We start from the raw sequence: 14,542 nt of genomic DNA, 5'->3' as shown, positions 1-14,542 counted from the left end.
GGGACTTTTTATCAGGGGGCGAAGCAAAGGTGAAGAAGACAACGCTTATTCTTGGTTGCGGTGATATCGGAACGACCCTGGGGAAAGAGCTTCATGGGGTCGGTCATCGGGTCGTCGGCGTGCGTCGGGACGCCCGGGAGCTGGCCGATACCGGCATCGAGGGCGTCTCGGCGGACCTCGGTGATGCCGAGGCACTAGCCGCGCTGCCGGATGCCGACATACTGGTCTATGTGGTCAGCGCCGATCGCTTCGAGGAAGAGGCTTATCGTGCCGCTTACCCGAATGGCCTGAAGACGGTACTCGCCGAGTTCGCCGAGCGCCGACGGGCTCCTCGCCACATCTTCTTCGTCTCCTCCACCAGTGTTTATGCCCAGCAGGATGGCGAGGTCGTCGACGAGGGGAGTCCGACCGAGCCCAAGGGATTTTCCGGCATACTGATGCGCGAGGCCGAACAGGCCCTGATAGAGCACCGGCTGCCCGGCAGCGTGGTGCGCTTCTCGGGCATCTATGGACCGGGGCGCGACCGTCTGATCCGGCAGGTCGGGGAGGGGCGCATCGCCGCCGCCACACCGACCATGTATTCCAATCGCATTCACCGCGATGACTGCGGCGGCGTACTGGCCCATCTCATCGATCGCGCCCTGGCCGGCGAGACGCTGCACGAGCTGTATCTCGCCAGCGATTGCGAGCCGGCGCCCATCCATGAGGTGATGACCTGGCTGGCCAGGCAACTCAAGGTCGAATCCAGCGAGACCATCCAGTCGCCCCTGCGGCGGCGTGCCAGCAAGCGTTGTGACAATACCCGCCTGCTGGAGAGCGGCTACCGTTTCCGCTACCCCAGCTATCGGGAAGGCTATGCTCAGGTGCTGCGGGCAGGGGGGCACTTGCCTGATCCGGCCATGGGCTGATATCCGACCTCTCGTCGGGGCCCATGTCCGGGCTTATGCCCGGGACCAGGCGAGGGGAGTATAGCGACTTCCGCGGTGGGTGGGTTCCGAGAGCACCAGGGCCGCTCGTGAATACGACCAGTCCAGTGCGACCTCTGGCAATGACGTTGCGGGCGGCTGTTCGACTCGTCTCAGCAGGGTGATGTGCGGCGTGAAGCGCCTGGGACGGACGTCGATGCCGAGACCCTCCAGATCCTCCCGCAGCGATTGCCGAAGGCGTATCAAACCGGTTTCCGATGTGCCGCCGATCCAGACGATGCCCGGGCCGGTGAAGTGCCCCCAGCGATCGAGCCGCCATTGCCCCGGGGCAATGTGCATGCCGCTCAGCCAGTCGGCGAGCTCCTCGGCCCGATGCTTGGGCTGCTCGCCGAGAAAGGCCAGGGTGAGGTGCAGATTGTCATCGGCAACACGCCGCCCACCGCAATGCTCATGGGCGGCGTCGGCGAGTTCACCGAAACGCCGCCGAAGTTCCGGCGGCGGGACCAGGGCGAGAAAGAGTCGCATGGTGTTAGTGAGCGAGGCGACAAGCGTGAGCGAGGGTCCTTTGCCCATGGATGGCAAAGGTAGCGCCCAAGGAAGGGTTCACAGCGCCCTCGCGAATGCTTGCCGCCGCCCGGTCGAGCATCGCTCAGTCACCAATGACCAACACCGCCTCCGCCTCGACCTGGCTGCCCTTGGGCAGTGCCTTGACGCCGACGGCGGCACGCGCCGGATAGGGCGTGTCGAAGACTTCTTCCATGATCTGGTTGACGATGGCGAAGTTGTCCAGGTCCACCAGGTAGAGGTTGAGCTTGACGACATCCTTGAGGCCGCCGGCGGCTTCCTCGCAGACAGCCTTGAGGTTGGCGAAGACCTGGCGCGCCTGAGTCTCGAAGTCGTCGGAGACGATCTCCATGGTCGCCGGGTCCAGGGGAATCTGCCCGGACAGATAGACGGTGTTGCCGGCCTTGATGGCCTGGGAGTAGGGGCCGATGGCGGCGGGCGCCAGGTCGGTATTGATGACAGCCTTGTTGCTCATGGTGTTCTCCGTGTGGTGGCTGTGATGAAACGCGGCAAAGTGCGATGAACCAATAAAAAGGACTACCACGCCCGCCGCGGCCGCGACGGGCGTGGGCGAAACGAATCAATTGCTGAGTCGGGTGATCTTGCCGACGTGCGAGAGGTTGCGCAGTCGCTTGATGATACGGGCCAGATGTACACGGTTGCGCACGGCCAGGGTCAGGCTGACGATCGACAGTCGGGCATCGCGCTCTTCGATGTCGATACGCTCGATATTGGCATCCGCGTCGGTGATCAGGCTGGCCAGCTCTGCCACCAGGCCGCGTCGGCTCTCCACTTCGAGGCGCAATGGGACCGGGAAATCCTCATCGGTCTGATCGGACCAGTTCAATGGGAAGAGCTTGTCCGGGTCGCTGCGGAGTTCGGCGAGATTGCGACACTCCACCCGGTGGACGACGATGCCCTTGCCTGCCGAGAGGTGGCCGATCACTGGATCACCGGGCAGCGGATGGCAGCAGCGAGCGAACTTGATGACCATGCCTTCGGCACCGCTGATCATGATGGGCCCATGGGCCTGGCTCTCGACCTCGGGTGTCGATGCATGGTCACCGTGCTGCAGGTCGACGAGGCGACGTGCCACCACATGCGCGACCCGAGTGCCGAGCCCGATGGAAGTCAGCAGCCCCTCCTCGTTCGTCAGATCATTCTCTGCCAACAGAGCCTCCAGGGGCCCGGAAGGCAGCTCCTCGAGGCTGGTCTCGAAGGTGGCCAGTGCCTTGTTGAGCAGGCGTCGACCGAGCTGGACGGCCTCGGTGTGCTGCTGGTGCTTGAGCGCATGGCGAATCGCCGAGCGCGCCTTGGCGGTGACCACCACATTGAGCCACGCCAGGTTGGGGCGTGCACCGGGGGCAGTAATGATCTCCAGTGTCTGGCCGCTTTCCAGGCGCGTCGAGAGCGGCGCCAGGTGGCGATCGATGCGGCAGGCGATGCAACTATTGCCGATGTCGGTATGCACGCTATAGGCAAAATCGATCACCGTGGCACCCTGGGGCAGCTCCATGATGTCGCCCTTGGGGGTGAACACGTAGATATCGTCGGGGAAAAGGTCGTTCTTGACGTGCTCGATGAATTCCAGCGAGTCCCCGGCATGACGCTGCATCTCGAGCAGCCCCTTGACCCAGGCCCTGGCTCGGGCGTGGCTGCCCTCGGCAATGGGATGCTCGGTCTGGCCGGCCTTGTACAGCCAGTGGGCGGCGATGCCGTTGTTGGCCATGGCCTCCATCTCGCGGGTGCGGATCTGCACCTCGATGGGCATGCCACCGGCCCCGAACAGGGTGGTATGCAGGCTCTGGTAACCATTGGCCTTGGGGATGGCGATATAATCCTTGAAGCGCCCCGGTACCGGCTTGTAGAGATTGTGCACCACACCGAGGATGCGATAGCAGGTATCCACATCCTGAGTGATGATGCGAAAGCCGAAGACATCCATGATCTCGGCGAACGATTTCCGCTGGTCGCGCATCTTGCGGTAGATCGACAGCAGGTGCTTCTGACGGCCGATCACCGAGCCCTTCAGGCCCTCGTCGTCGAGACTCTTCTGCAGGCTGTTCTGTATCTGGCGAATCGAGGCGCGGCGCTGGCCCCGGGCGCTCGCCACGGCACGCTTGATGCGCTCGGAACGCATCGGGTGCAGGGCCTGGAAGGAGAGATCCTCGAGCTCCACGCGGATGGTGTTGATGCCCAGCCGGCTGGCGACGCGGGCGTAGATCTCCAGCGTCTCGCGGGCGATGCGACGCTTCTTCTCGGGACGCAGCGCACCGAGGGTGCGCATGTTGTGCAATCGGTCGGCGAGCTTGACGATGATCACCCGGATATCGCGGGACATCGCCAGGACCATCTTCTGGAAATTCTCGGCCTGGGCGACCGCCTTGTCCTCGAAGGTGATCTGGGTCAGCTTGGAAACGCCATCGACGAGTTCGGCCACCGGCTTGCCGAATTGCTCGCCCAGGGCTTCCTTGTCGACCCCGGTGTCTTCGATCACGTCGTGCAGCATGGCCGCCATCAGGCTCTGGTGGTCCATGTGCATGTTGGCGAGGATATTGGCGACTGCCAGGGGGTGGGTCACATAGGGCTCGCCGGAGCGGCGGCGCTGACCATCGTGTGCCTGCTCGGCATAATAGAAGGCACGCTTGACCTGCTGGATCTCGTCCTGGGGTAGATAGCCGCCGAGACGGTCGGCCAGGTCATCGATGGTGAACATGCGGCGCGCCCTGAATGCTTCGTGATGGCCCCGAGGAGACGTCGTCGGAAAACCGGGGTACCGGGATTACTCCTCGATGGGGGCGCCCTGCTCGGTATTGTCGGGCCGAACCGGCGGTGTCGTGGCCTCCAGGGGCTCGTCCAGCACGCTGGCGTCCACCAGGCCGTCGGCAATCTCGCGCAACGCCATCACGGTGGGCTTGTCGTTTTCCCACGGCAGCAGGGCGTCGCGGGAGCCGCGGGACAGCTGACGCGCCCGCTGGGTGGAAATCATGACCAGCTTGAAGCGGTTTTCGACGTTTTCCAGACAATCTTCGACAGTGACTCGCGCCATGGATGCCTTCCTGAGAGCTGACGGGAAAAGCCCCGGCCGGCGTCTTGGCGCCCCGGGGATTCCAGTGGATAGACGGGATAGATTACTCGACCCCCGGCTTCTCTGACAAGAGCGCATCCAGCAGAGGCGCCAGACGCTCGCCGGCCCGCGCCTGGCTCAGGCGGTGGGCGGTCACCAGCGACTGCAGTTCGCGCAGGGCGGTGGTGAAGTCGTCGTTGATCACCAGGTAATCGTATTCATGATGATGCGACATCTCGCTGATCGCCTCGTGCATGCGCGAGGCGATCACGGCGTGCTGGTCGGTGCCGCGGCCGGCCAGGCGGCGCTCCAGCTCCTCCCGAGAGGGCGGCAGGATGAACACCGAGACGGCATCGGGGAAAAGGGCCCGTACCTGACGAGCGCCCTGCCAGTCGATCTCGAGGATCACATCCTGCCCGGCGTCCAGCAAGTGCGCCACGGCGGCGCGGGAGGTGCCGTACAGGTTGTCGAAGACCCGAGCGTACTCGAAGAATTCGCCACGCTCGATCATCGACTCGAAAGTCGCATGGTCGACAAAGTGATAGTTCACGCCATCGACCTCGCCCTCGCGGCGCGGACGCGTCGTGTGTGAGACCGATACCTTGAGGCCGTCGAGGCTCTCGATCAGCTCACGCACCAGGCTGGTCTTGCCGGCGCCGGAGGGAGCGGAAACGATGAACAGCGTACCTTGGGGCATGGGCGGAGATCCTAAGCAATGGGCGGCTCGTGGAAAGGGGCGCAGTATCGCACATTCACCCCTGTCGCCCTACCCCGTGGTCAGGCCGCGTTCGGTGTGCCGTATCGGCGGCGCTCCTGCCAGAGCCCGATGGCAAAGACCACCAGGCCGCCGCAGGCGAGACCGGCGCCTACCAGGCCGGAGGACGACCAGGTGGCGCCGGCCTTGATGACCACCGCCGCCAGCCAGGCGCCCAGGGCGTTGGCGCAGTTGAAGGCCGCATGATTCATCGAGGCGGCCATGGTCTGGGCATCGCCGGCGACATCCATCAGGCGGGTCTGCAGCGCCGGCCCCAGCGCCATGCTGGTGCCCACCAGGCCGACGAAGATCAGCCCGGTGACAAGATGGTTGGCGGCGAAGAAGAAGCCGCCCTGCACCAGCAGGCACCAGACCAGAATGCAGGGAATCGCCTTGATCAGGTTCTTGTCGGCTGCGCGGGCCCCGACCAGGTTGCCGATGATGGTCCCGACGCCGAAGACCGTCAGCACCCAGGGGCCCACCGTTTCGGACATGCCGGCCTGATTCGACAGGGTGGGCACCACATAGCTGAATACCGAGAACATGCCGCCGAAGCCGATGCTGGCCACGCCCAGGGTGAACAGCACGCGTTGCTTGACCAGCGCCGAGAGCTCGCGCCTGGGGCTGGCGTTGGGGTCGTGTGGCTGGCTCGGCACCCAGAGGCGAATCATCACGGCGGTGGCCAGAGCGATGATGCCTACCCCCAGGAAGGCGCTGTGCCAGCCGAGCCACTGACCGGTCCAGGTCGCCAGGGGGGCGCCGATCACGATGGCCGTGGTCAGGCCCAGCATGACACGACTGACCGCTCGAGCGCGCTGTTCGACGGGGACGGCGGCGGCCGCCACCAGCGCGGCAACGCCGAAATAGGCGCCATGCGGCAGGCCGGCCAGGAAACGCAGGCCGACGAAGGGCCAGAAGGACGTGGCCAGGGCACTGGCGATGTTGCCGACGGCGAATACCAGCATCAGGGCGATCAGCAGCAGGCGCCGCGGCACGCGAGCCGCCAGCGCCGAAATCAGCGGGGCGCCGACCACCACACCCAGGGCGTAGCTGGAGATGGCATAGCCCACCTCGGCGGTGGCGACCTGCAGATCGACGGCGACCCGCTCGAGCAAGCCCATGATCACGAACTCGCTGGTGCCTATACCGAAACCGCCCAGGGCCAGCGCCAGCTCGGCCAGGCGGGGGTTGTGCGCCTTGGTGTCGGTCGACATGGCGATTCTCCTGGGCAGCGCCCGATCTAGTACGAGTGAAGCCAGGAATTTTACGCTCTATTTGCGACCAAAGTCTAAATTTTGGCGCCGGGTATGCGGATTTTTGTCTTTATAACAGTAATAAAACTACATGGCGGGGGCCGCCTGGCGCCCCGGAGGCCATCCGGCGGGGAGGGTGCCGGACCAGCGGCCCAGATCGTCGGCGAGCAATTCGAGGGCGTACTGGGCGGCCACCGAGTTGCCGCGTTCATCCAGCGCCGGCGACCAGGCGCAGACCGAGAAGCGGCCGGGCACGATGGCGACGATCCCGCCGCCGACGCCGCTCTTGGCCGGCAGTCCCACGCGATAGGCGAAGTCCCCCGCGGCATCGTACATGCCGGAGGTGAACATCAGGGCGTTGATGCGCTGCGCCATGGCCGGTGGGACGAAGCGGTCGCCCGTGGTCAGAGCGCGTCCGTCTGCTGCCAGGTAGTTCAGGGCGACGGCAAGGTCGGCACAACTCATGCGCAGCGCACAACAGGCGAAGTAGGTGTTCAGGACCTCGTCGACCTCATTGTCGAGGTTGCCGAAGGCCTTCATCAGATAGGCTGCCGCGGCGTTGCGAGAGCGATGCTCCCATTCCGAGGCCAGGACCTGCCGGTCGATCAGGAGGCTGGCGTTGCCGGAAAGCGTCCTGGCGACGTCCTGGAGATGCTTCGGCGGCGTGGCGAAGGCGCCAACCAGGTGGTCGGCGACCACGATGGCACCGGCATTGATGAAGGGGTTGCGGGGCTTGCCATGCTCGGTCTCGAGTTGCATCAGGGAGTTGAATGGCATGCCTGAGGGGTTGAGGCCGACCCGTTGCCAGAGGGCGCCCCCATGGCGACGCAGAGCCAGGCTGAGCAGCAGGACCTTCGACAGGCTCTGGATCGAGAAGGGCATCTCGGCGTCACCGGCCGTATACAGCTGCCCGTCGTTGGTGCAAATGGCGAGGCCGAACCGCTCGGGGGCCTGGTTCGCCAGGGCCGGAATGTAATCGGCGACCCGTCCCATGCCGAGCTTCGTTCGGGCTTGACGGTCGATATCTTCCACCCAGGCCTGCAGCGTCGGCGAGCGTCCGGGCTGCGGGCGGGCGGCGCGGGAAGGCGTGGTCATCCTGAGGCCTCGACAGGCGGGGGAGGGCCCGGTTGAGCCGGGCCCGGGTGGGTTCATCGGGTGGCCGGTGCGGCCGCCGCGGCTCGCTGGGCCCGCTCGCGGTCCTCGGGCTCGATCTCCCAGGCGGTCGGGTCCACATTCAGGTCGTCGAACCTGGCGGCGTCGAAGATCGGCTGCTTCACTCCGTCCCGGATCTGGCCGTCGAAGTCGCGCAGGATGCGTAGCCCCGGCTTGAACAGCATTATCAGGGCGACGAGGTTGGCCAGGGCCAGTAGCCCCATGGTGGTGTCGGCGAAGGCGAAGACGGTACCCAGGTCGGTCATCGCCCCCCAGGTGCACAGGCCGATGATGGCCAGGCGGAAGATGTTGAACAGGGCTCGGTTGCCACGGCTGAAGAAGTCGAGGCTGTTCTCGCCCAGGTAGTAGTTGTAGAGGATGGTGCTGAAACCGAACAGCAGCAGCGCAACGCTGACGAAGCTGCGGCCCCATTCCCCTATATGGTCGGCCAGGGAGGCCTGGGTCAGGGCGATGCCGTCGATCCCGGCGCCGGCGGCCGGGTCATAGGCCCCGCCGAGCAGGATGATGAAGGCGGTGGCGGAACAGATGATCATGGTGTCGATGAACACCGAGAAGGCCTGCACGATGCCCTGGTTGACCGGGTGCGGCACATAGGCGACGGCGGCGACGTTGGGTGCACTGCCGAGGCCGGCCTCGTTGGAGAACAGGCCGCGCTTGACGCCCATCATGATGGCCGCGCCGATGCCGCCGCCGATGGCCGGCTCCAGGCCGAAGGCGCTCTTCACGATCAAGCCGATGACGTCGGGCAGTTGCGTCACATTCAGCGCCAGCACCACCAGGGCGATCAGCAGATAGCCGCCCGCCATCACCGGGACCAGCACCTCGGTGACCCGCGCGATGCGCTTGACGCCGCCGAAGACGATCAGGCCTACCAGCAGGGCCAGGCCGAGGCCGGTGACGTGGGCCGGGATGCCGAAGGCATCGTCGAAGGAAGTGGCCACGGCATAGGATTGCAGGGCGGTGAAGGCGAAGCCGAAGGTGGCCAGCAGCAGCAACGAGTAGAGGCCGGCCAGCCAGGCCCAGCGGCGGCCGAGGCCGCGGGCGATGTAGCGGGCCGGGCCGCCGCGATAGGTGCCGTCGGGCTCGGCGGTCTTGTAGGCCTGGGCCAGGGTGCACTCGAGGAAGCTGGTGGCCATGCCCATCAGGCCGACCACCCACATCCAGAACACGGCACCCGGGCCGCCGAGGGTGATGGCCACGGCCACGCCGGCGATGTTGCCGCCGCCGACCCGGCCGGCCACCGACATCAGCAACGCCTGGAAGGAGCTCAGGTGGCCGTGCTGGTCGCGCTTGAAGGCCTGGCTGGCGCTGAGGATGCGGAACATGCGGCCGAAGTAGCGGAATTGCACGCAGCGCGAGGCCAGGGTGAAGCCGACCCCCACGGCGATCAGCAGGGCGATCAGTACCTTGCCCCACAGTAGGTCGTTGATCAGAGCGAGCATGCGGCACCTCCCGTGCTGGCGATCGTCATGGCGGGGGAGGCGGTCGCGGCCGGTATGGCCGCCTTCGTTGTTGTTGGCATCGGTCGTCGAACCTCTTGCTCTTGGAATGTGGTGGCTCTCGTCGCGGAGCCACTTTCCATGGAGCAAGGCGCATGCCAGATGGTGAGTTTTCCGTTAACGTGTTGTTTTATTGGCTTTTCTTCATGAGTTGCGGGTCGGCACGCGGTCGCGAAGGGGTATAACCTCACGACCCCCCGACGTCATGACTACCATGTAGGTTGTTGAAATAAAAAGGATAGATGGCGCTATAACCCGGGTTATAGCGGCGTCCGGGTTATAGGGGTTCCGAGCCGACCTCGCGCAGCTTCTTCAGGCGCTTGCTGAGCGCCGGCTGGGAGATGCCCAGTAGTCGCGAGGCGATCGACTGGTTGCCCTCGGCCCGGTGCATGGCCTCGCGGACCAGCAGGTCGGCGACCTCGTGCAGCGTCGGCAGGGACTCGTCGGGGGCGAAGACGTGACGTTCGACGCAGGCCTGCGACGGCTCGGGAGGCGTGCGCCCCGGCTCGATGGCACGCCGGAATACCTCCATGGACAGCGTTCGCGCGCGGTGGACGCTCATGGCGTCATAGGCCATGGCGCGCAGTTCGCGCACGTTGCCGGGAAAGGCGTGGTTGGCCAGCAGCACCGGCAGCTCGGGGGGGTAAGTCGGCCGGGGCTTGCCGAGCGCGTCGGCGGCCTCGGCGAGAAAGTGGTCCAGCAGCAGCGGAATGTCGTCGCGGCGACGGCGCAGCGGCGGGATCCACACCTGGTGGGTGCGCAGCCGGTAGAAGAGGTCCTTGCGGAAGTCGCCTTCCCGCTGGCGCGCTTCGAGGTCATGGTGAGTGGCTACCACGATGCGCGCCCGCGCCCGTTTGGGCCGGTCGCTGCCCAGCGGGTAGTACTCCCCCTCCTGCAGCAGGCGCAGTAGCTTGACCTGTGACGCCGGGCTCAGGTCGCCGATCTCGTCGAGGAACAGGGTGCCGTCCGCGGCCTGTTCGATCATCCCGTCGCGGGGGCGGTCGGCCCCGGTGAAGGCGCCCTTCTCGTGACCGAAGAGCGTATCGGCGAAGACGCCGTCGTCGAGCCCCGCCGCGTTGACGCAGACCAGCGGGCCGCGGCGACCACTCAACTCATGGGCCGCCCGAGCGATCAGTTCCTTGCCGACGCCACTCTCCCCGCCGATCAGCAGCGGCTGGCCGCTCGGTGCCACCGACTCGAGGTACTGGAAGACCGAGCGCATGCCCTTGTCGTCGGTGACGATGTCGGCGAAGGCCTCGGGGTGTTCCAGGGTGTCGTTGAGGAAGCGACGCCGCAGCTCCTGGTTTTCCTGGCGCAGCTCCTGCAGACGGATGGCTCGCTTGATGCCCTCGATCAGTCGGTCCTGCTCGTCGGTCTTGACGAAGTAGTCGAAGGCGCCGTGCTTGATGCAATCGACCGCGGTCTCCACCTGGTTGAGGCCGCTGATCACGATCACACCGACGTCGGGGTGCTCCTCGACGATGCGCCGCAGCAGCTCCTCGCCCGACAGGTGGGGCATGGTCAGGTCCAGGGTCACCAGGCCGATGTTCTCCCGCGCCAGGATGTCCATCACCTGGCGGCTGTCCTCGCAGCGATGGAGGTGATTGATGCCGCCGCTGCGCTCTAGGGCGATGCTCAGGCTGCGCAGGAAGGAAGGCTCGTCGTCGACCAGCAGCAGGCCGAAGGCAGGATAGAGGTTCATGCTCATCGCTCGTCCTGAGGGGAGGAGTCATCATCGTCGGTCGGGGCCACGGGCAGCGTCAGGGTGACGGTGGTGCCCTCGCCGGGGCGCGAGGCGAAGGCCAGGTCGCCGTCATGCTCGCGGACGATGCCGGCGGAGACCGACAGCCCCAGGCCGGTGCCGCCGGACTCACGCCGGGTGGTGAAGAAGGGGTCGGTCAGACGGGAGAGTGCCGTCGGATCGATGCCTCGCCCCTCGTCGTGCACTTCCAGGGTCACGGTCCCGTTGCCAGGGAGAAAACGAGTCGCCAGGTGGATGCCCTGAGCGCGATCCTCGAGAGCCTGGCAGGCGTTCAGCACTAGGTTGATCACCACCTGTTCGATGCGCTGGGCATTGCCCCGCACGGCGGGCAGGTCGCCCGCATAGTGCGCCTCGAAGCGGTCGGTGGCCTGACGGATCGAGTTATCGACCAGGCGTACCGCGGTCCTGGTTACCTCGTCGAGGTCGAGGCGCTCACCGAGATCGTGGCTGCCCTGGCGGGCGAAGTCCTTGAGATCGCCGACGATACGCTTGATGCGCTGGGTGCCTTCCAGCATCTCATCGAGCATCGAGGGCACCTCGTCGCGCATGCGCGAGTAGGGCAGGCCGCCGAACGGGAAGTCGCCGTGCTCGCGATAGTGGGCCTCGAGAATGGGCCGGACGTCGTCGTGGGCATCCCGCAGCACCGGCAGGTTCAGCAGCAGCAGGCCGCTGGGGTTGTTGATCTCGTGGGCCACGCCGGAGACCAGGACGCCCAACGAGGACATCTTGTCGGCCTGAATCAACTGCTGCTGCTGGCGCTGGAGTTCCTCGGTGCGGCTCGCCACCTCGCGCTTGAGCATGCGATTCCAGACCACGATGCCGCCCAGGATCAGCAGCAGCAGCGCCGAGGCGATGGCACCGATCAGGCCCAGGCGCTTCCATGGCAGGCCTTGCCCCTGCACCAGGGGGCCCAGCCACTTGTCGTAGATGGCCTGATGGCGGCCGGTGTTCTTGAGGATGGCCAGGCCCTCGCTGAACTGGGCGAGGACATCGGCGTTGCCCTCCTTGACCGCATAGCCGTAGCGCAGCGAGAAGGGACGGGCGACCGGCACCAGGTTGGTCAGCCCCAGCTCGCGGCTCAGGTACAGCGCCGGAAGATTGGCCACCAGGGCGTAGTCGTGCTGGCCGGCGGCGAGGGCGCGCAGGGCGTCGGCATGGGTGTCGGTGGTGAACAGCTCGGCTCCCACGTCCTGCTCGATCAGCAGATCCTGCATGATGTCGCCGCGCTGGACGATGACCTCCCGGCCACGCAGTTCCTCCAGGCGTTCCACGGGGGGCGTGCCGCGACGGGCGAAGATCGACTGGTGGACGATGGCGTGGGGCGGGGCGAAGTCGAAGCTGGCGTCACGGCCCTCGGAGTAGGACATGCCTTCCAGGACGTCGATCTCGCCGCTTTCCAGCTTGCGGCGCATCTCGCTCCAGGGGCCCAGCTCGATGCGCACCTCGATGCCCATCACCTCGGCGATGGCTCGGGTCAGCTCGACGGCATAGCCGGCGGGACGGCCTTCCTCGTCGAGGAATTCATAGGGCGGGTGGTAGTGGTCGCCGCCGACCACGATCGCCTCCTCGGTGCCACGCGGATCTCCTGCCACATCCGGCGTGGTCTGGCTGACGGCCGGCCAGGTGACGAGGCAGAACGCGATCAGCAGGGCCACTCTGAGGCCCGTCGCAAGGTGGGGAACGTTCGACAGCACGGGCATCGCGAGGCTACTCGATATTCTGGATCTGCTCGCGCATTTGTTCGATCAACACCTTGAGCTCCACCGCGCAGCGGGTGGTGTCGGCGACGACGGATTTGGACGACAGGGTATTGGCTTCGCGGTTGAGCTCCTGCATCAGGAAGTCCAGGCGCCGGCCGATCGGGCCCTTTTGCTTGAGTTGGCGCCTGACCTCGGCGACATGGGTGTCCAGGCGGTCGAGTTCTTCGGCGACGTCGGCCTTCTGGGCCACGAGGACCATCTCGGCTTCGAGTCGCTGCGGGTCGAGCTCGGTTCTGGCGCTTTCCAGCCGTTCGAGGAGCTGGTCGCGTTGACGCGCCAGGATGTCGGGCAGCAGGCGGCGGACTTCGACGATCTGTTCGAGGATGCCGTCGAGGCGCGCGTCGATCAAGGCAGCGAGCTTGTCGCCTTCGCGGGCTCGGCCGGCCTCCAGGTCGTCCAGGGCGGTCCGAAAGAGGGTACGCGCTTCCGCCTTGACGAGGTCCATGTCGGGGCCGGGGATGTCCAGCACGCCGGGGTGGTTGAGCAGCGCCAGGGCGTCGGGCATGGCGGCCTGGGGCACGCTGTCGCGCACGTCGCCCAGGGCATTGGCCAGCGTCTCGAGGCGTTTGCGGTTGACGCTCAGCCGAGTGTCGGCGTCGGCGGGCGTGAAGCGCAGATGACACTCGACCTTGCCGCGAGCCAGGCGACCGCGCAGGGCCTCGCGAAAGTCGGGCTCGAGGTCGCGCAGTGTTTCGGGCAGTCGGAAATGCGGTTCGAGATAGCGCTGGTTGACCGAGCGCAGCTCCAGTTGCAGGTACCCCCAGTCGGCATCCAGGTCCTGCCGTGAAAAGGCCGTCATGCTGTGGACCATATCGGACTCCTGCTGGTGGTGATCGATGGAACCAGCAGTGTAAAGGATGCGCGGGGCGAATGCCTGTGCGTCGTCGAGGACGAGCGTTTTGCTGGAGCGGCCACGATTCTTGTGGTGGAGCGTGTAGAATAGCGCCGGTCCCATTCATTCCCGGTTTCCTTTACCGCCATTTTCTTTACAGCCAACAGCAAGAGAGGTGCCATGTCCTCGGACATCCGGCGTCCCAGTGGACGCGCGACCGATCAGACCCGCGACATTCGCCTGACCCGCGACTACACCCGCCATGCCGAGGGTTCGGTGCTGGTGGAGTTCGGTGATACGCGTGTGTTGTGCAATGCCAGTGTCGAGGCCGGCGTGCCGCGCTGGCTGCGTGGCAAGAAGCAGGGCTGGGTGACCGCCGAGTACGGCATGCTGCCGCGGGCCACGCATACCCGGGGTGGTCGCGAGGCCAGCCGCGGCAAGCAGGGCGGACGCACGGTGGAGATTCAGCGCTTGATCGGCCGCTCGCTGCGCGCCTCGATCAATCTCAAGAAACTCGGTGAGTACACCATCACTGTGGACTGCGATGTCATCCAGGCCGACGGCGGCACCCGCACCGCGGCCATCACCGGCGGCTGTGTGGCGCTGGTGGATGCCGTTCGCTATCTGCAGCGCGAGAAGTTGATCAAGGGCGATCCCTTCCACCAGTTGATCAGTTCGGTGTCGGTGGGCATCTACCAGGGGACGCCGGTGGTCGACCTGGATTATCCGGAGGACAGCCGTGCCGGTACCGACATGAACGTGGTGATGGCGGAGAACGGCGAGTTGATCGAGGTGCAGGGCACTGCCGAATCGGGCACCTACAGCCGCGCCGAACTCAATGCCATGCTCGATCTGGCCGAGAAGGCCGGCGGTGAGCTGTTCGACCATCAGCGTGAGGCGCTGGGCATCCGCGACTGAGTATTCGAGATGGGGTGATCCCCGCACTTGGTGG

The 14,542-nt window shown here is 65.9% G+C and carries 13 protein-coding genes; 2 read left to right on the top strand and 11 right to left on the bottom strand.

All coding sequences use genetic code 11. From position 1 onward, the window contains the following. Positions 1 to 29 precede the first annotated feature (29 nt). The gene (locus RSO41_RS01295) at positions 30 to 908 is read left to right on the top strand and encodes an SDR family oxidoreductase (protein ID WP_315617011.1); all 879 of its coding nucleotides are present in this window, start codon (positions 30 to 32) and stop codon (positions 906 to 908) included. A 33-nt stretch (positions 909 to 941) separates the two neighbouring features. On the opposite strand, the gene thpR is transcribed toward RSO41_RS01295, so the two are convergent. From thpR to RSO41_RS01240, 11 genes are all read right to left on the bottom strand, one after another. Then, entirely contained in the window at positions 942 to 1,451 is a 510-nt protein-coding gene (gene thpR, locus RSO41_RS01290; RefSeq protein WP_315617009.1) for an RNA 2',3'-cyclic phosphodiesterase, read from the bottom strand. 124 nt (positions 1,452 to 1,575) lie between these two features. Further along, positions 1,576 to 1,965, bottom strand: a complete 390-nt coding sequence (locus tag RSO41_RS01285) for a RidA family protein (protein WP_315617008.1) — start codon at positions 1,963 to 1,965, stop codon at positions 1,576 to 1,578. A gap of 105 nt (positions 1,966 to 2,070) precedes the next feature. Then, positions 2,071 to 4,206: a bifunctional (p)ppGpp synthetase/guanosine-3',5'-bis(diphosphate) 3'-pyrophosphohydrolase gene (locus RSO41_RS01280; RefSeq protein WP_315617006.1), complete on the bottom strand. Its 2,136-nt coding sequence runs from the start codon at positions 4,204 to 4,206 to the stop codon at positions 2,071 to 2,073. Between the two features lie 66 nt (positions 4,207 to 4,272). Then, positions 4,273 to 4,539 (bottom strand): DNA-directed RNA polymerase subunit omega, encoded by a 267-nt coding sequence (rpoZ, locus tag RSO41_RS01275; protein ID WP_315617004.1) that lies wholly within the window; start codon positions 4,537 to 4,539, stop codon positions 4,273 to 4,275. Positions 4,540 to 4,621: 82 nt separating this feature from the next. Further along, positions 4,622 to 5,254, bottom strand: a complete 633-nt coding sequence (gmk, locus tag RSO41_RS01270) for a guanylate kinase (protein ID WP_315617002.1) — start codon at positions 5,252 to 5,254, stop codon at positions 4,622 to 4,624. 80 nt (positions 5,255 to 5,334) lie between these two features. Then, on the bottom strand, positions 5,335 to 6,525 hold the full coding sequence (locus tag RSO41_RS01265; protein ID WP_315617000.1) for an MFS transporter: 1,191 nt from the start codon (positions 6,523 to 6,525) through the stop codon (positions 5,335 to 5,337). Positions 6,526 to 6,651: 126 nt separating this feature from the next. Beyond that, entirely contained in the window at positions 6,652 to 7,659 is a 1,008-nt protein-coding gene (gene glsB / locus RSO41_RS01260) for a glutaminase B (RefSeq protein ID WP_315616998.1), read from the bottom strand. Between the two features lie 53 nt (positions 7,660 to 7,712). Then, positions 7,713 to 9,179, bottom strand: coding sequence for an alanine/glycine:cation symporter family protein (locus tag RSO41_RS01255; protein ID WP_315616996.1), 1,467 nt, complete (start codon positions 9,177 to 9,179; stop codon positions 7,713 to 7,715). Between the two features lie 334 nt (positions 9,180 to 9,513). Then, positions 9,514 to 10,944: a sigma-54 dependent transcriptional regulator gene (locus RSO41_RS01250; RefSeq protein WP_315616994.1), complete on the bottom strand. Its 1,431-nt coding sequence runs from the start codon at positions 10,942 to 10,944 to the stop codon at positions 9,514 to 9,516. Continuing rightward, positions 10,941 to 12,653, bottom strand: a complete 1,713-nt coding sequence (locus tag RSO41_RS01245) for a transporter substrate-binding domain-containing protein (protein ID WP_315616992.1) — start codon at positions 12,651 to 12,653, stop codon at positions 10,941 to 10,943. The genes RSO41_RS01250 and RSO41_RS01245 overlap by 4 nt, the downstream gene beginning before the upstream one ends. A 52-nt stretch (positions 12,654 to 12,705) precedes the next feature. Next, the gene (locus RSO41_RS01240; RefSeq protein WP_315617581.1) at positions 12,706 to 13,569 is read right to left on the bottom strand and encodes a YicC/YloC family endoribonuclease; all 864 of its coding nucleotides are present in this window, start codon (positions 13,567 to 13,569) and stop codon (positions 12,706 to 12,708) included. A gap of 201 nt (positions 13,570 to 13,770) precedes the next feature. Between RSO41_RS01240 and rph the strand changes: the two genes are divergently transcribed. Then, positions 13,771 to 14,508 carry a ribonuclease PH gene (gene rph, locus RSO41_RS01235; protein ID WP_315616990.1) on the top strand — a complete coding sequence of 246 codons (738 nt, stop codon included), beginning with the start codon at positions 13,771 to 13,773 and terminating at the stop codon, positions 14,506 to 14,508. Positions 14,509 to 14,542 lie beyond the last annotated feature (34 nt).

Origin of the sequence: Halomonas sp. I1 (genome assembly GCF_032334135.1) — a bacterium.
Taxonomy (GTDB): domain Bacteria; phylum Pseudomonadota; class Gammaproteobacteria; order Pseudomonadales; family Halomonadaceae; genus Halomonas.
The sequence above is the reverse complement of the archived record's forward strand: the minus strand, read 5'-3'. Positions and strand labels throughout refer to the sequence as shown.